Origin of the sequence: Actinomycetospora straminea, from assembly GCF_028737255.1 — a bacterium.
Taxonomy (GTDB): Bacteria; Actinomycetota; Actinomycetes; order Mycobacteriales; family Pseudonocardiaceae; genus Actinomycetospora; species Actinomycetospora straminea.
The window spans coordinates 46,048-62,593 of sequence record NZ_JAQZAN010000026.1; the positions used below are offsets into that span (position 1 = coordinate 46,048).

Here is a 16,546-nt window from a genome sequence, read left to right on the forward strand (position 1 = left end):
GCTCGTCGCGACCCGGTCACCGACGAGCGGAGGGCAGCCGTGACCCGCGTGCTCGTGGTCGGCGCCGGCATCGGCGGCCTGACGCTCGGCATCACCCTGCAGCGCGCGGGCGTCGCGGTCGAGGTCCACGAGCGCGCCGAGGAGCTGCGCGAGGTCGGCGCCGCCGTCGCCATCTCCGCCAACGGCACCCGCGTGCTCGCCCGCCTCGGGCTGGGCGGCGAGCTCGAGGCGGCCGGCACCCAGCCCACCGAGCTGGTCTTCCGCGACGGGCGCAGCGGCGAGCGGATCGCCGCCCACCCCGGCGGCGCCGCGTACCGGGAGCGCTTCGGGGCCCCCTACCTCGGTATCCACCGGGTCGACCTGCAGCAGGCCCTGGCCCGCGCCTTCGGCCCCGAGCACCTGCACCTCGGCTCGACGGTCACGGCCGTGAGCTCCGACGACCGCGGCGCGACGGTCACGTTCGCCGACGGGTCGACGACGCGCGCGGACGTCGTGGTCGGCGCCGACGGGGTGCACTCGCTGGTGCGGGCGTACGTCGCCGGGAGCGACGCCCGCCCGGAGTACACGGGCACGAGCGGGTTCCGCGGCCTCGTGCCCCGCGACGCGCTGGCGACCCTGCCCGACCCGCTCGCCATCCAGTTCTGGGCGGGGCCGGACGCGCACCTGCTGCACTACCCGCTCGGCGGCCCCCGCGCCGGCGACGACACCGTCAACTTCCTGGCCGTGCTCTGCGGACCCGCCACCTGGGAGGGCGGGAACCGTCCGGCGCCGCCCGGCGAGCTCCTCGCGGCGTTCGCCGGCTGGCACCCGGCCGTGCTCGAGATGCTGGGCGCGGTCGAGCAGAGCCCACGGTGGCCGCTGCTCGCCCTGCCGCCGCTCGCGACCTGGACCCGCGGCCGGGTCGCCCTGCTCGGCGACGCCTGCCACGCGATGCTGCCCCACCACGGACAGGGCGCCGGGACCTCGATCGAGGACGCCGCCCACCTCGGCGCCCTGCTCGCGACGACCGGACCCGACGAGGCCCTCGCCGCCTACCCCCGGCACCGGCGCGCCCGCACGCGCGCGATCGCCCGCAGCGCCTGGGAGACCGGGACCCTCCTGCACCTCCCCGACGACCACCCCCGCGTGCCGGAGCGGGACGCCCGGTTCGCCGGCTACCTGCCCGCCAACGCCTGGGTGCACGACCACGACGTCGCCGCCCGCGACCACCACCCGAGGAGAACAGCGTGACCACCACCGAGCACCAGTCAGCCTCCCCCACCTCCCCGTCGGACGCCGTCACCGCCGGCGCGCACGCCACCGAGTCCGCCCGCTCCGGGCTCTCGAACCTCCGCGGCCCCGGCTCCGGCGAGGTCGACCAGCAGCGGATCGCGACCGTCGTCGGCGCCGCGCTCGAGGGCATCCGCGCCGCGATCCGCGAGCACGAGGTGACCTACGAGGAGTTCGACGCGTTCAAGCGCTGGCTGATCGCGGTCTCCGACACCGGCGAGTGGCCGCTGTTCCTCGACGTCTATCTCGAGCACGAGGTCGAGAAGGTCGCCGCGAAGCGTCAGCAGGGCTCGGTCGGCACGATCCTCGGCCCGTTCTGGCTCGACGGGCAGGTCCAGCTGGACACCCCGGCCACGCTCCCGATGCGGGACGACGAGCCGGGTACGCCGATGATCCTGGCCGGCCAGGTCACCGCCACCGACGGCACGCCGCTGGCCGGCGCGACCGTCGACATCTGGCACACCGACGACGAGGGCTGGTACTCCGGCTTCGCCTCGAAGCCGCCGGCCGGCAACCTGCGCGGCGTCGTGCGCTGCGACGACCAGGGCCGCTTCGAGATCCACACCCGCAAGCCGGCGCCGTACACGATCCCGCTCGACGGCCCCACCGGGCAGCTGACCCAGGCCGCCGGCTGGAGCCCGTGGCGCCCCGCGCACATCCACCTGCTCGTCGCCGCGCCCGGTCACCGCACGCTGACCAGCCAGCTGTTCTTCACCGGCGACCCCTACCTCGGCAACGACGTCGCCTCGGCCGACAAGCCCGAGCTCACCCTCGACCCGCAGCCCACCGGCCGCGGCGACGAGATCCGCGCGGACCGCGACTTCGTGCTGGAGCCGGGGTCGGACGACTAGTGGAGACCCGCCAGCTGCGCTACTTCGTCGCGGTCGCCGAGACCCGGCACTTCGGGCGGGCGGCCGAGCGGCTGCACATCGCCCAGTCGCCGCTGTCCCAGGCGATCCGGCAGCTCGAGTCGCAGCTCGGCGCCCCGCTGTTCGAGCGCACCACCCGCCGGGTCGACCTCACCCCGGCCGGCGAGGCGCTGCTGCCCGAGGCCGTGCGCATCCTCGCGTCGGTCGACGCGGCCCGCGACCAGGTGGGCCGCGTCGCCGCCGGCGCGCTCGGGCGGCTGCGGATCGGCGCGACGGGGCTCGCGGCCTACCGGCACGTCCCGGAGCTGGTCCGCCGGCTCGCCGCCGAGCTGCCCGGACTCGCCCTCACGGTCACGAGCGAGATGCTCACCCCGGCGCTCGAGAGCGCGCTCGCCGACCACCGCATCGACCTCGCGGTCCTTCGCCCGCCGGTGCGCGACACCGCGCTCGCCCACCACGTCCTCGCCCGCGAGCACCTCGTGCTCGCGGTCCCGGCGGGGCACCGGCTCGCGAGGGGGAGCAGCGAGGGACGCCCTGGCTGCGTCGGAGGCAGCGAAGGACGCCCTCGCTCCCTCCACGCCCGGCCGCACGCGCACCCCGCCCATCACGCGCACCCCGCCCACCACGCGCACCACGTGCACCTGGCCGACCTCGCGGACGAGGACTTCGTCGTCTACGCGCCGCCGGGGTCGGTGGTCGGCGAGGCGGCGGCGCGGGCGTGCCGGGGGGCCGGGTTCACGCCGCGCGCCACGCACGAGGCCGACCAGACCTCGATCGTCCTCGCCCTCGTCGCCGCGGGCGCCGGGGTGGCGCTGCTGCCGTCGTCGGTGCTGGCGGTCGCGGTCGAGGGTGTGCGCTACGTCGAGATCGCCGAGTCCACCTCCCCGGGCCGGGACCCCGTCACCACCGACGTCGCCCTCGCCTGGCGCCGCGACGACCCCCAGCCGGCCCTGGCCCGGGCGCTCGCCGTCCTGTGCCGACCCGACCACCCGGAGACCGCCCCAGCATGAGGATCCCCGCCCGATGAAGATCGACACAGTCGAGGCGATCCCCCTCGCCGTCCCCTACCGGCGGCCGTTCGCCTTCGCCAGCGGCGTCGCCACCCGCGCCGACCACGTCCTGGTGCGGATCACCACCGACGACGGGCGGGTCGGGCACGGCGAGGCCCCGCCCCGGCCCTACACCTACGGCGAGACCGCGGCCTCGATCGTCGCCGTCGTCCGCGACGTCTTCGCCCCGCTGCTCGTGGGCGCCGACCCGTTCGCCCGCGAGCGGCTGCGCGCCGACCTCGCCCGCACCGTCGGCAACAACGCCGCCAAGGGCGCCATCGACGTCGCGCTCTGGGACCTCGCCGGGCAGGCGTGCGGGCAGCCGGTGCACGTGCTGCTCGGGCACGCCGCCGACGACGTCGCGGCCGCGCACATGATCGGGCTGGGCACGCCGGCGCAGATGGTCGCCGACGCCGTGGAGATGTGCGAGCACCACGGCGTCGAGGCGTTCAAGGTCAAGGTCGGGCGGGACCTCGCGCACGACATGGCCGCGGTCCGTCAGCTGCGCCGCGAGCTCGGCGACTCGGTCGAGCTCTACGCCGACGCCAACCGCGGCTGGGACGCCGACACCGCGATCGTCGCCGCCCGCCGCCTCGCCGACTTCCACGTCACGATGCTCGAGGAGCCCAACCCCGCCGACGACGTGCTGGGCCGGCGGCGGATCGTGCGCGAGAGCCCGATCCCGATCGTCGGCGACGAGTCGACGATCACCCTCGGCGGCGTCGCGCGCTCCCTGCTCGACGGCGACGCGCAGGCCATCAGCGTCAAGGTCGCCCGCACCGGGTTCACCGACTCCGCGAAGATCGTCGGGCTGTGCGAGGGCCTGGGCGTCACCACGGTCGTCGGCAACCAGATCGACGGCATGCTCGGCACCGTCGCCTCGACGGCCCTGGCCTGCGGGCAGCGCGCGCTGGCCCGCCACCCCGTCGAGGTCACGAACTTCCTGCTCATGGCCGACGACGTCCTCGCCGAGCCGCCGGTGATCGCCGACGGCCGCGCCGCCGCCCGTCAGGCCCCCGGCCTCGGCGTCGCCATCGACCCCGACAAGCTCGCCCACTACCGCACCGACAGATGAACGAGCGTGGCGTCCACGCTGACACTCGACGTCAGGAAATCCCCCACCTCGATCCCGAGGAGCACCCCGTGCAGTTCCTCGTCCGCATGGACGTCCGCCTCCCCCACGACATGCCGCAGGACGTCGCCGACGACCTCCGCGCCCGGGAGCGCGAGCGCGCCCACGAGATCCAGCGCACCGGCAAGTGGCCGGAGCTCTGGCGGGTGGTCGGGCGCTACGCCAACGTCAGCCGCTTCGACGTCGAGTCCGGCGACGAGCTCCACCAGCTGCTCTCGAGCCTGCCGCTGTTCCCGTACATGGAGATCGAGGTCACCGCGCTGACCGTGCACCCGTCGAAGCTCGACTCCTGATGGGCGGAATCCCCGGGTTCACCACGACCGGTCACCGGGCACGGTGAGGGCGTGAAGCTGCACCACGTCCTCGAGGGTCCCGACGACGCGCCGCCGCTGGTGCTGCTCTGCTCGTTGGGCAGCACGGTCGACATGTGGGCGCCGCAGCGCCGCGAGCTGGCCGACGAGTTCCGGCTGATCTCGGTCGACCACCGCGGCCACGGCGGCTCGCCGGTGCCCGACGGCCCGTACTCCGTCGAGGAGCTCGCCCGCGACGTCCTGGAGACCCTCGACGACCTCGGCGTCGAGCGCGCCTCGTTCGCCGGGGTGAGCCTCGGCGGCGCGATCGCGCAGTGGATCGGCCTGCACGCCCCGGAGCGGGCGAGCTCGCTCGCCATGCTCTGCACCGCGGCCCGCTTCCCCAACGCCGACACCTTCCGCCAGCGCGCGCAGACCGCCCGCGCCGACGGGGTCGCGTCGATCGCCGACGCGGTGGTCGCGCGCTGGTTCACCGACGACTACGCGCAGGCCGAGCCCGAGACCGTGTCCCGGATGCGCGACATGATCGCCGGGACACCCGCCGAGGGCTACGCGAGCTGCTGCGAGGCCGTCGCCGGCTGGGACGTCGTCGACGAGCTGGGCGGCATCGCGGCGCCGACCCTCGTCGTCAGCGGCGTCGAGGACCCGGCGACCCCGCCCGAACACCAGCAGATCCTCGCCGACGGCATCCCGGGCGCGCGGCTCGAGTCGGTCACGGACGCGGCGCACCTGGCGTCGTTCCAGCGCCCCGACGTCGTGACGCCGCTGCTGCGCGAGCACGCGAAGGGGGCGCAGTGATCGACAAGACCGTCGCGTCGGCCGACGAGGCCGTCGCCGACATCGCGGACGGGGCGTCGCTCGCCGTCGGCGGCTTCGGCCTGTCGGGCGTGCCGATCGTGCTCATCGACGCCATCTCGCGCGGCTCGGCCACCGGCCTGCACGTGGCGTCGAACAACTGCGGCACCGACGGCTGGGGCCTGGGCATCCTGCTCGAGCAGCACCGCATCGCCCGCGTCGTCGCCTCCTACATCGGCGAGAACAAGGAGTTCGGCCGCCAGTACCTGGCCGGCGAGCTCGAGGTCGAGCTGACCCCGCAGGGCACGCTCGCCGAGCGGATGCGCGCCGCCGGCTCGGGCATCCCCGCCTTCTACACCCCCGCCGGCGTCGGCACGTGGGTCGCCGACGGCGAGATGCCCTGGCGCTACGCCGCGGACGGGTCGGTGGCGGTGACCTCGCCGCCCAAGGAGGTCCGCGAGTTCGACGTCGACGGCCGGCGTGTGCCGTTCGTCCTCGAGCTCTCGCTGGTGTGCGACTTCGGCCTGGTGCGCGCGGCCAAGGGCGACCGGCACGGCAACCTCGTCTTCCACCGCTCGGCGCGGAACTTCAACCCGCTCGCGGCGATGGCCGGGCGCACGACGATCGCCGAGGTCGAGGAGCTGGTCGAGCCCGGCGAGATCGACCCCGACGAGGTCCACGTGCCCGGCATCTTCGTCCACCGCGTCGTGGAGCTGACCGGCGAGCAGGTCACCACCAAGCACATCGAGAAGCGCACGACCCGGGAGGCGTGAGATGGCCCTGACCCGCGAGCAGATGGCCGCCCGCGCCGCGCGCGAGCTGACCCACGGCTCCTACGTCAACCTCGGCATCGGGCTCCCGACGCTCATCCCCAACCACCTGCCCGAGGGCGTCGACGTCCTGCTGCACTCGGAGAACGGCCTGCTCGGCGTGGGCCCGTACCCGACCGAGGACGAGGTCGACCCCGACCTCATCAACGCCGGCAAGGAGACCGTGACCGTCCGCGAGGGCGCCTCGTTCTTCGACTCCGCGCTCTCGTTCGGGATGATCCGCGGCGGCAAGGTCGACACCGCGGTGCTGGGCGCGATGCAGGTCGCGGTCACCGGCGACATCGCCAACTGGGCGGTGCCCGGCGCGATGGTCAAGGGCATGGGCGGCGCGATGGACCTCGTCCACGGCGCGCGGCGGGTGCTCGTCGTCATGGAGCACGTGACGAAGAAGGGCGCGGCGAAGCTCGTCGAGTCCTGCTCGCTGCCCCTCACCGGCCGCGGCGTCGTCTCCCGCGTCATCACCGACCTCGCCGTCGTCGACGTCACGCCCGGCGGCTTCGTCCTGCGCGAGCTCGCCCCGGGCGTCACCACCGAGGAGGTCCGCGAGCAGACCGGCGCGCCGCTCCTCGACGCCGACGACCTCGCCGAGATGGCCGTTCCCGCCTGAATCCGCGTTCAACGAGGAATCGTTCAGCGAATCCTTGCCGATTCCCAGTTAGCCATCCTTTGGGGAGCCCCGCAGGGCGCTGACCTGCGCGTCGAGGACGTGGAATGTGCGACGACCGTATCCGCTGCGCGCATTCCCTGAGCCGTCAGCGAGCCCGGCGTGGTCATTCTGTTGCCGCGGACGCGACCGGGGTGGAGAGTCGGCAATTCTCCACTCCCGGCCACGAGAGGCGTCGATGATCAAGCGTCGCGACCTGGCGGCGATCCCGGACGGGACGGTCGACGCCGTTCTGCGCAGCGACCGGCTCGCCGTGACCGAGCAGGTGGCGCAGCAACTGACCCGGTGCTCGCTGGACCGTGTCCAGCGGGTGCTGCTGCGGCTGCTCGCCCGGGCCGGGCTCTCCGACCCGGAGACACGGCAGGCCCTGCGCGCCGAGGCGGACGAGCTCGACGCGGCCGTCCGCGCCGCGCGGGACGTCCTGTTCGCCTCGAGCGGGGGGATCGGCCGCCCTCCGGACACGACCCCCGGGCGACGGCGGGCGGCGGAACCGGTGGTGGAGGAGCCCGTCGAGACGGCGCTGCTCGACACGACCGGCGTGATCGTGTGGGTCAACCGGGCCTGGTGCGACTTCTGCCTGGCCAACGGCGGCGACCCCGCGACGGCCGGCGTCGGGCGCTCGTTCCTCGCGCTGTGTGACGCTGCGGGCGACCCGCCGAGCGCCACGGTCGCCGCGGCGATCCGTGCCGCCCTGCAGGGCGACCTCCCCGCGCCGGCTCGCGTCGAGGTGCCCTGCGACGCGCCCGGGCGGCCCCGGGTCTTCGACGTCCTGGTCTCGACCCGGCGCGACGACCACGGCGACGTCCTCGGGGCGACGGTGACGCTGTCCGAGGTCGTCCGGGTGCCTGACGGCAGGTGAGCAGAAAGAAGTGCTGGAGCACTTCTTTCTGCTCACCTGCCGGAGGCACCTCAGTCCCGCGCCCGCGCCACCACGTCCTCGAGCGCCTCCGGGTTGCGCAGCGCGTCCTTGCTGACGGCTTTGTCCGGGTCGGTGCCGGCGAGGATGCGCTTCACCGGCACCTCGGACTTCTTGCCGTTGAGCGTGCGCGGGATGTCCGCGACGACGAGGAACCGGTCGGGCACGTGGCGCGGCGAGAGCTGGCTGCGCAGCGCCTTCTTGAGCTGCCCCTCGACGTCGGAGAACGCCACGCCCTCGCCGAGCACGAGGAAGCAGATCAGCTCGCCGCCGTCGCGGGCGCCCTCGAGGCCCGAGGTGTCGATGACCAGCGAGTCGAGGACCTCGTCGAACGACTCGACGACCTCGTAGAACTCGGCGGTGCCCATGCGCACGCCGCCGCGGTTGAGCGTCGAGTCGCTGCGCCCGCGGATGACGCACGAACCCCGCGGGGTGATCAGGATCCAGTCGCCGTGGCGCCAGATGCCGGGGAAGTCCTCGAAGTACGACTCCCGCATCCGCGAGCCGTCGGTGTCGTTCCACAGCATCACCGGCATCGACGGCATCGGCCTCGTGATGACGAGCTCGCCGACCTCGTCGATGACCGGGTTGCCCTGCGGGTCGAACGACTCGACCGCGCAGCCCAGCGCGCGGCAGGAGATCTCCCCGCGCCACACCGGCACGGTCGGTGCGACGCCGACGAAGGCGGCGCAGGTGTCGGTGCCCCCGGAGACCGACGCGATCTGGAGCTGCCCGCCCACCGCGTCCCGGAGCCAGTCGAAGCCCTCCGGCGAGAGCGGCGAGCCGGTGGAGCCGACCGACCGGATCGCCGACAGGTCGAACGCGTCCCTCGGGCGCAGGCCCGCCTTGAGGCACGACTGCACGAACGACGCCGAGGTCCCGAAGAGCGTCACGCCCTCGTCGGCGGCCATCTTCCAGAGCACGTCGAGGTCGGGATGGCCCGGGCTGCCGTCGAAGGCGACGACCGTCGAACCCACCAGCAGCCCGCTGATCAGCAGGTTCCACATCATCCAGCCGGTGGTGGTGAACCAGAAGAACCGGTCACCGGGACCGAGGTCGTGCTGGATGGCCAGGGACTTGAGGTGCTCGACGACGATCCCGCCGTGCGAGTGCACGATGCCCTTGGGCAGGCCCGTCGTGCCCGAGGAGTAGAGGATCCACAGCGGGTGGTCGAACGGCACAGGGTCGACGGTGAGCTCGGCGTCGGCGTGGTCGGTGAAGTCCGCCCAGCGCACGACGTCGTCGCGCCCGCCCCAGGCGTCGTCGGCGAGGTAGTCGATGCCGACGAACGCGCGCAGCGTCGGCAACTGGCCGCGCAGGTCGTCGACGGTGCCGCGGACGTCGTAGCCCTTGCCGTTGTAGAGGTAGCCGTCGACGGCGACCAGCACCGACGGCTCGATCTGCGCGAACCGGTCGACGACGGCGCGCGCCCCGAAGTCCGGCGAGCACGACGACCACGTCGCCCCCAGCGACGCCGCGGCGAGGAACGCCACCAGCGTCTCGACGGTGTTCGGGGCCAGGGCGACGACGCGGTCGCCGCGCCCCACCCCGAGCGCCACCAGCCCGGCGCGGGCGCGGGCGACGTCGGCGCGCAGCTCGCCGTAGGTGCGCGCGACCCGGCGGCCGTCCTCGCGCACCGCGACGATGGCCGTGTCGCCGTCGGCGCCGCCCTCGCGGGGCCACAGCGCGTGCTCGGCGTAGTTCAGCGTCGCGCCCGGGAACCACTCGGCGCCGGGCATGGCGTCGGAGCCGAGCACCGTGCTCGGCCGGTCGTGGAACCGCACGCCCAGGAAGTCGACGATCGCGCCCCAGAAGGCGGGCAGGTCCGACGTCGACCAGGCCCACAGCTGGTCGTAGGTGTCCACGGTGACCCCGTGCTCGCGGGCCACGTGCTGCGCGAACGCGGTGATCCGCGCGTTCTGCACCGTCGTCTCGTCGGGGCGCCAGAGGATCTCGGGCTCGGTGGTCTCGGACGGGGTGCTCATGGGCACCGTTTCTATCCTCAGCGGACCGCCAGCACCAGCATCCGCGCCTCCACCCCGACGCCCGCGCGGTAGGGCGTCACATCGGCCGACACGAGATCCGCCCGTCCGGCCGAGACGAGATCGTCCACCTCGGCGCGGTAGCCGCCGGATTCCCAGACGTCGTCGAGGACGGTGGCGACGACGTGCCCGCCGGGGCGGGTGACGCGCACGAACTCCGCCAGCGCCTCGGGGCCGACGTGGCCGTGGGTCAGGGTGCCGACGCAGACGACGACGTCGTAGCTGTCGGCGGGCGTGCGCAGCGGGCGGGTGAGGTCGGCGGGCTCCAGCGAGCGGTAGGCCCCGGTGGCGCGGGCGCGCTCGAGCATCCCCGGGGACACGTCGACGCCGTCGACCGTGCCGACCTCGCGCGCGGCGAGCTCCGCACCGACCAGCCCCGTCCCGCAGCCGGCGTCGAGGACGGTGACGCCGACGCCCGCGACGCGCACGACCGTGTCGGCGGCGAGGCCCGGCGCGACGTAGTCCTGGCTCGCGTCGGCGAGCTCGTCGTCGTAGGTCTCCGCCCACTCGTCGTAGAACTCCCGCGCGTCGTCGGGTCCGCGCAGCGTGTACGCCCGCTCCATGTGCGGGTTGCCGCCGGTCGGGGTCGAGGGCTGGTCGGTCATGGCCGCGAGTCTCGTACGTGAGCGGAAATCACGGCTATAGCCGGGACCATCACTCACCTAGGATGACGGCGTGCAGAACCGCTTCCGCCGACGCTGACACCCGGCCCCGCCTCCGGGGCGGGTCCCCCGCGGGTTCGGTGCCCGGGTCGTCGCCGTCGAGGCGCTCGGCCAGGCCGTGCCGCTCTACCCGCTCTACGCGCTGCTCTTCGCCGACCACGGCCTGTCCGACGCGGCGATCTCCGCGCTGTTCGCCCTGTGGTCGGTGACCACGCTGGTCCTCGAGGTGCCCTCGGGCGCGTGGGCCGACGTCACCTCGCGCCGCCGGATGCTCGCGGCGTCCGGGGCGCTGTCGGCCGCGGCCTTCGCGCTGTGGGTGCTGGCGCCGGGCGCGCCGGTGTTCGCGCTCGGGTTCGTGCTCTGGGGCGTGGGGACGGCGCTGGCCTCGGGCACGCTCGAGGCCCTGGCGTACGACGCCCTCGCGCGGTGGGACGCGACCGACCGCTACGCGACGCTCATGGGCCGCGCCCGCGCCGGCTACCTCGGCGCGACCCTCGCCGCGACCGCCCTCGCCGCGCCGCTCGTGGCGCTCGGTGGGTACGTGCTGTGCGGGCTCGTCGGGGCCGGCGCGACGCTGCTCTCGGCGGCGCTCGCGCTGACGCTGCCCGAGGAGGCGCGCGGACCACGGGAGCGGGCCGCGACGCGGTCGGCGCTCGTCGAGTGGTGGGCGATGTTGCGCGACGGGGCGGGCGAGGTGGCCCGGATCGCGCTGCTGCGCCGGGCCGTCGTCCTCACCGCCCTGCTCACCGGGCTCATGGCGTTCGACGAGTACCTGCCCCTGCTCGCCGCCGACCACGGCGCGTCGCCGGCGACGACGGCGCTCGCGCTGACCGCGGTCGGCGTCGCCGAGACGGCCTGCGCCGCGCTGGCCGGCCGCGTCGCGCGGGCCCGCGGGCCGGTGCTCGGGGCGCTGCTGGCCGGCGCCGCGATCGCCGTCGGCGCCGGCGCCCTGCTGCCGCTCGGGCCCGGGTTCGCGCTCATCGCCGCGGGCTGGGGCGTGCTGCAGCTGCTGCTCGTCGTCGTCGAGACCCGGGTGCAGGACGCGGTGGTCGGCGACGCCCGCGCGACCGTCACCTCGATGGCCGGGCTCGGCTCGGAGGCCGTGGGGCTCGGGGTGCTCGTCGTCGTCGGCACCGGCTCGGTGTGGGTCGCGCTCCCGGTGCTCATCGCCGGGCTGACGGTCCCGTTGCTGGTCCTGGCGGTGGTCGTGTCCCGGCAGTGACCGTCCGGGTCTGGTCGGACCCGGACGGTTGCTGCCATATTCGTCACGTCACGAACCCGACGAAGGGAACGGACCATGCGCATCGCGGACCTGCTCGCACGGAAGGGGACCGCGGTGCTGACGGTCCCGCCCGACGCCCCGGTCACCGACCTGCTCGCGGCGCTCGCGGACCACAACGTCGGCGCCGCCGTCGTCTGCGAGGGCGACCGGCTGGCGGGGATCGTGTCCGAGCGCGACGTGGTGCGTCACCTGCACCGACGCGGCGCCGAGCTCCTCGACGAGCCCGTCCGGGAGATCATGACGACGGTCGTCGCCACCTGCCGCGGCAGCGACGACGTGCAGACCCTGAGCCGCACCATGACCGAGCGGCGCATCCGGCACGTGCCCGTCGTCGACGACGCCGACCGGCTCGCCGGCATCGTCAGCATCGGCGACGTCGTCAAGAGCCGGATCGACCAGCTCGAGGAGCACCGCAGCCAGCTGGAGGCCTACATCTCGGGCTGACGCGTCACCGTTCCGGGTCACGCGGTCGCGGGTACGCGGCCGACATGGACATGACCAGGTTGGGCAAGACCGAGCTGCAGGTGTCGCGGATCGCGTTCGGGACCTGGCAGGTCTCGGGCGAGTGGGGTTCCTACGACGCCGAGCAGGCGCAACGGGCGATCCGCCACGCCCTGGACCTCGGCGTCAACTTCTTCGACACCGCCCAGGCCTACGGGTTCGGGCAGGCCGAGGAGGTGCTCGCGAATGCGCTGCGCAGCGAGCTGGACCGCGACCGGGACTCGGTGGTGATCGCCACCAAGGGCGGCATCAACCCGGGCAGCGACAAGCCGCGCGACTCGAGCCGCGAGTACCTGCGCTCGGGCGTGGAGTCGTCGCTCAAGGCCATGAAGATCGACCACATCGACCTCTACCAGGTGCACTGGCCGGACACCGACACACCGTTCGAGGACACCGCGGGCTACCTGCAGGAGCTCGTCGACGAGGGCAAGATCCGCCACGTCGGGGTGTCGAACTTCGACCAGGACCAGATGGCCGCGTTCGACCGCCGTCGGCCCGTCGAGACGCTCCAGCCGCCGTACCACCTGTTCCGCCGGCACATCGAGGACGGCGTGCTGCCCTACGTGCGCGAGAACGACATCGGGACGCTGGTCTACAGCCCGCTCGGGTCGGGGCTGCTGACCGGCACGATGACCACCGACACCACGTTCGAGGACTCGGACTGGCGCTCGCAGGCCTCCGCGTTCACCGGCGAGCAGTTCCGGCAGAACCTCGAGGTCGTCGAGCGGCTGACGTCGTTCGCGGCGGACAAGGGCTGCGAGGTCTCGCAGCTCGCGATCGCGTGGGTGCTCGCCCAGGACGGCATCGACGTGGCGATCGTCGGGGCCCGCTCGGACAGGAACATCGAGCGCTCGCTCGCCGCGGTGGACGTCCGCCTGTCGCCGGACGACCTCGCCGAGATCGAGCGGATCACCGCCGACGGCGTGCAGGTCAGCGGCGCCTCGCCCGAGGGCATCGCGTAGCCGGACGGACACGCTTCGTGGTCCTTGTCCAGGATCACGGAGTCCCACTACGGTACGTCGGGTCCTCCTCACCGATGAAGGAGTCCCGATGACCGCGTCCACCGCCACCACCGTCACCAACCTCGGCGTCGCCATGTTCGCCGTCGCCGACCAGGACGCCGCGATCGCCTTCTACACCGAGAAGCTCGGGTGGGAGCTGCGCGGCGACACCCGGTTCGGCGAGGCCGGAGAGAACCGCTGGGTCGAGGTCGCCCCGCCGGGCTCCACGGCACGGCTCGCGCTGAACCCGCCGATGGGCGGGGAGCCCGGCGGGGGCGGCATCGGCGTCGAGACCCCGGACGTGCGGGCCGAGCACGCCCGCCTGCGGGAGCTCGGCGTCGAGGTCGACGACGTCATGGACGCCCCGGGGGCCCCGGTGCTGTTCATGATGCGCGACCCCGACGGCAACAACATCGCCGTCGTCCAGGTCTAGGTGTCAGCGAGCTCCGACTCCACGACGTCGGCGGCGGCCCGTGCCCCGCCCCCGCGGCGAACCAGGTCGCGCTGTTCGGCGAGCCGCGCCGCGACCTCCGGCGTCGACGTGAGCGCGAGCAGTGCCGCGCGCAGCGTCTCGGGCATCGCCTCCTCCGCCGGCACCGTGCGGGCCACGCCCGCCGCCTCGAGCAGGGCGGCGTTGCCGAACTGGTCGACCGCCTGCGGGATGGGGATCATCGGCACGCCCTGGTAGAGACCCTCGGCGCAGCCGCCCATCCCGGCGTGGGTGACGAACGCGCTCGCCCGTCCGAGCACGCCGAGCTGCGGCACCCACCGGTGGGCGCTGACGTGCTCGGGCAGCTCGCCGAGCGCCGCGAGGTCGACGTGCGGGCCGACGACCAGCACGACCTCCCAGCCCAGCGGGGCGAACGCCTCCGCGCAGGCCCGGAACAGGTCGGGGTGGTCGTGGTACGCCGACCCGAACGACACGAGCACCAGCGGCCGGTCCGACGCCGGCCACTGCTCCTGCGCCGCCCGCCGGTCGAGGTCGGGCCCGACGAAGGTGTAGACGGTCGGGTCGACCTTGTCCGCGTGCGGCTGCAGTGCCCGCGGGATCTCGACGATCGACCGGCGCGGGCGGCCCACGAACTGCTCGGGGTCGTCGTCGATGCCGTGCTCGGCGAGCCACGCCGTGAACCGCGCGAGGTAGGCCCGGTACCCGGGCTCCTGCCGGAACGCCAGGTCGTCGGCGAGGTCGGACTCGAAGCCCTCCCACGCGACCATCGCGGGCGAGAGCTGGATCGCCGGGATGCCCCAGCGGCGGGCGAGGACGAGCGCGGGGTAGCCGCCGATGTCGTGGAGGGCGATGTCCGGGACGTCGTCAGCCAGCGCCGCCTCGATCTGCGGCAGCGCGTGCACCGCCTCGTCGAGGAACAGCGCCGTGCCCTCGACCGGGTCGGACGGCCACTGCTCGCCGCGGCCCTGGTCGGGCAGCACCGAGGTGTGGACCAGCGGCGTCGCCCCGGTCGCGGCGACCATCGCGGCGAACGACGCGGGGATCGCGTACGTGACCCGGTGGCCGCGCGCGACGAGCTCGGCGACGACGGGCAGGTGGGGGTGGGTGTGGCCGTGCGCAGCGACGCCGACCACGAGGACGTGGGCCATGGAGATCTCCGGAGACGGAGGGGACGAGGGCAGTGGCGGGCACCGCCGGAGGTCGTCCGGCGGTGCCGCCGGGCGGGCTCTCGTCAGCCGTCGATCTGCTGGATCACGACGAGGACGCTAGGAGCCTCGGCGGCGCGGGGCCACCGAGTTTCCCGGTGATCGACGTACCGATACGGACGTCGAGTGTCAGCGACGGCACTTCGCTGACACGCGCGCCTCAGTCGGGCAGGGCGAACTGGATGCGCTCGATGGACTCGGCGATCGGGGCGAAGAGCTCGCGCCGGATGCGGTTGTGCTCGGGGTCGGCGTCGTAGGCGCGGTAGGCGTCCTCGTCGACGAAGTCCGCGGTCAGCGCGAAGTGCGCGTTGCCCTCGCGCAGGCCCCGGTCCTGGCCGCCGACCAGCCGGAAGTCCACGCCCTCGACCGTCAGGTCGCGCAGGGACTGGATCGCGGCCTCGACCTGCTCCGCCGGCACGCCCGCGCGCACCCGGCCCACCACCACGTTGCGGATCACGTCCGCCATCCTGCGCTACGGCAGGCGCTGCCCGGTCTCGGTGTCGAAGACGTGCAGCGCGTCCGGGTTCGGGCGGACCGCGATGGGGTCGCCGAAGCGCACCTGCACGCGACCCGGCCCGCGCACGACGATCGAGGTCGAGGTGTCCTCGGCGAGGTGGGCGTAGAGGTAGGACTCGCTGCCCAGCTCCTCGACGACGTCGACGACCGCCTTGACCACCGACCCCGCGTCCGACCCGGTGCTCTCGAGCACCCAGTCCTCGGGCCGGACGCCGACGGTGAGGCGGTCGCGCGAGCCGGCCGCGTCGGAGACGTCGCGCGGCAGCGGGATCTCGATGCCGCCGAGGGTGACCCCCGACGACGAGCGGGGCAGCTCGAGCAGGTTCATCGCCGGCGAGCCGATGAAGCCCGCGACGAACGCGTTGATCGGCCGGTCGTAGAGCTCCGGCGGCGTCGCGTACTGCTGCAGCTTGCCGTCGGCGAGCACCGCGACCTTGTCGCCCATCGTCATGGCCTCGACCTGGTCGTGGGTGACGTAGACCGTCGACACCTCGAGCCGGTTCTGCATCTCGGCGATCTGCGCGCGGGTCTGCACGCGCATCTTCGCGTCGAGGTTCGACAGCGGCTCGTCCATGAGGAAGACCTGGGGCTCGCGGACGATCGCGCGCCCCATCGCGACGCGCTGGCGCTGGCCGCCGGAGAGGGCCTTGGGCTTGCGGTCGAGGTACTCGGAGAGCCCGAGCATCTCGGCGGCCTGGCGGACCCGCTGCGCGCGCTCCTCCTTGGGCATCCCGCGCATCTTCAGCGGGAACGCCATGTTCTCCGCGACCGTCTTCGACGGGTAGAGCGCGTAGTTCTGGAACACCATCGCGATGTCGCGGTCCTTGCTCGGCACGTCGACGACGTCGCGGCCGTCGATGCGCACCGAGCCCGCGTCGATCGGCTCGAGGCCCGCGAGCATCCGCAGCGCCGTCGACTTCCCCGAACCCGACGGGCCGACGAGCACGACGAGGTCGCCGTCGGCGACGGTGAGGTCCAGGCTGTCCACCGCGGGCTTGGCGCCCGGGGTGTAGATGCGTGAGGCCTGGTCGAACACCACTTCAGCCATCGC

Annotated in this window: 18 protein-coding genes; 13 read left to right on the top strand and 5 right to left on the bottom strand. The window is 73.9% G+C overall.

What is annotated here, in order from left to right; translation table 11 throughout:
* The first annotated feature begins 39 nt into the window (after positions 1 to 39).
* From PH190_RS26710 to PH190_RS26750, 9 genes are all read left to right on the top strand, one after another.
* Positions 40 to 1,230 carry an FAD-dependent monooxygenase gene (locus PH190_RS26710; protein WP_274234578.1) on the top strand — a complete coding sequence of 397 codons (1,191 nt, stop codon included), beginning with the start codon at positions 40 to 42 and terminating at the stop codon, positions 1,228 to 1,230.
* Entirely contained in the window at positions 1,227 to 2,120 is an 894-nt protein-coding gene (locus tag PH190_RS26715; RefSeq protein WP_274234579.1) for a dioxygenase family protein, read from the top strand. The genes PH190_RS26710 and PH190_RS26715 overlap by 4 nt, the downstream gene beginning before the upstream one ends.
* A complete protein-coding gene (locus tag PH190_RS26720; protein WP_274234580.1) occupies positions 2,120 to 3,148 on the top strand; it encodes a LysR family transcriptional regulator in 1,029 nt (342 codons plus the stop codon). Before PH190_RS26715 ends, PH190_RS26720 begins: the two co-directional genes overlap by 1 nt.
* A gap of 13 nt (positions 3,149 to 3,161) precedes the next feature.
* The gene (locus PH190_RS26725; protein WP_274234581.1) at positions 3,162 to 4,262 is read left to right on the top strand and encodes a mandelate racemase/muconate lactonizing enzyme family protein; all 1,101 of its coding nucleotides are present in this window, start codon (positions 3,162 to 3,164) and stop codon (positions 4,260 to 4,262) included.
* A gap of 68 nt (positions 4,263 to 4,330) precedes the next feature.
* Positions 4,331 to 4,612, top strand: coding sequence for a muconolactone Delta-isomerase (gene catC, locus PH190_RS26730; RefSeq protein WP_274234582.1), 282 nt, complete (start codon positions 4,331 to 4,333; stop codon positions 4,610 to 4,612).
* Positions 4,613 to 4,663: 51 nt separating this feature from the next.
* Positions 4,664 to 5,428, top strand: a complete 765-nt coding sequence (pcaD, locus tag PH190_RS26735) for a 3-oxoadipate enol-lactonase (RefSeq protein WP_274234583.1) — start codon at positions 4,664 to 4,666, stop codon at positions 5,426 to 5,428.
* Entirely contained in the window at positions 5,425 to 6,198 is a 774-nt protein-coding gene (locus tag PH190_RS26740) for a CoA transferase subunit A (protein ID WP_274234584.1), read from the top strand. The genes pcaD and PH190_RS26740 overlap by 4 nt, the downstream gene beginning before the upstream one ends.
* 1 nt (position 6,199) lies before the next feature.
* Positions 6,200 to 6,862, top strand: a complete 663-nt coding sequence (locus tag PH190_RS26745; protein ID WP_274234585.1) for a CoA transferase subunit B — start codon at positions 6,200 to 6,202, stop codon at positions 6,860 to 6,862.
* A gap of 235 nt (positions 6,863 to 7,097) precedes the next feature.
* Positions 7,098 to 7,778 carry a PAS domain-containing protein gene (locus PH190_RS26750; RefSeq protein ID WP_274234586.1) on the top strand — a complete coding sequence of 227 codons (681 nt, stop codon included), beginning with the start codon at positions 7,098 to 7,100 and terminating at the stop codon, positions 7,776 to 7,778.
* Positions 7,779 to 7,828: 50 nt separating this feature from the next.
* On the opposite strand, the gene PH190_RS26755 is transcribed toward PH190_RS26750, so the two are convergent.
* The gene (locus PH190_RS26755) at positions 7,829 to 9,820 is read right to left on the bottom strand and encodes an acetoacetate--CoA ligase (RefSeq protein ID WP_274234587.1); all 1,992 of its coding nucleotides are present in this window, start codon (positions 9,818 to 9,820) and stop codon (positions 7,829 to 7,831) included.
* A gap of 17 nt (positions 9,821 to 9,837) precedes the next feature.
* Positions 9,838 to 10,482, bottom strand: a complete 645-nt coding sequence (locus PH190_RS26760; protein ID WP_274234588.1) for a class I SAM-dependent DNA methyltransferase — start codon at positions 10,480 to 10,482, stop codon at positions 9,838 to 9,840.
* 175 nt (positions 10,483 to 10,657) lie between these two features.
* Between PH190_RS26760 and PH190_RS26765 the strand changes: the two genes are divergently transcribed.
* The 4 genes from PH190_RS26765 to PH190_RS26780 all read left to right on the top strand — a co-directional run bounded on the left by PH190_RS26765 (position 10,658) and on the right by PH190_RS26780 (position 13,756).
* A complete protein-coding gene (locus PH190_RS26765; RefSeq protein ID WP_274234589.1) occupies positions 10,658 to 11,761 on the top strand; it encodes an MFS transporter in 1,104 nt (367 codons plus the stop codon).
* Positions 11,762 to 11,836: 75 nt separating this feature from the next.
* Entirely contained in the window at positions 11,837 to 12,265 is a 429-nt protein-coding gene (locus PH190_RS26770) for a CBS domain-containing protein (protein ID WP_274234590.1), read from the top strand.
* Positions 12,266 to 12,309: 44 nt separating this feature from the next.
* Entirely contained in the window at positions 12,310 to 13,284 is a 975-nt protein-coding gene (locus PH190_RS26775) for an aldo/keto reductase (protein WP_274234591.1), read from the top strand.
* Positions 13,285 to 13,372: 88 nt separating this feature from the next.
* Positions 13,373 to 13,756 carry a VOC family protein gene (locus PH190_RS26780; protein ID WP_274234592.1) on the top strand — a complete coding sequence of 128 codons (384 nt, stop codon included), beginning with the start codon at positions 13,373 to 13,375 and terminating at the stop codon, positions 13,754 to 13,756.
* On the opposite strand, the gene PH190_RS26785 is transcribed toward PH190_RS26780, so the two are convergent.
* From PH190_RS26785 to PH190_RS26795, 3 genes are all read right to left on the bottom strand, one after another.
* A complete protein-coding gene (locus PH190_RS26785; RefSeq protein WP_274234593.1) occupies positions 13,753 to 14,922 on the bottom strand; it encodes a macrolide family glycosyltransferase in 1,170 nt (389 codons plus the stop codon). The genes PH190_RS26780 and PH190_RS26785 overlap by 4 nt on opposite strands.
* Positions 14,923 to 15,139: 217 nt before the next feature.
* Positions 15,140 to 15,436 (bottom strand): Dabb family protein, encoded by a 297-nt coding sequence (locus tag PH190_RS26790; protein WP_345380496.1) that lies wholly within the window; start codon positions 15,434 to 15,436, stop codon positions 15,140 to 15,142.
* A gap of 15 nt (positions 15,437 to 15,451) precedes the next feature.
* Positions 15,452 to 16,543 carry an ABC transporter ATP-binding protein gene (locus PH190_RS26795; protein WP_274234595.1) on the bottom strand — a complete coding sequence of 364 codons (1,092 nt, stop codon included), beginning with the start codon at positions 16,541 to 16,543 and terminating at the stop codon, positions 15,452 to 15,454.
* Positions 16,544 to 16,546: the final 3 nt, after the last annotated feature.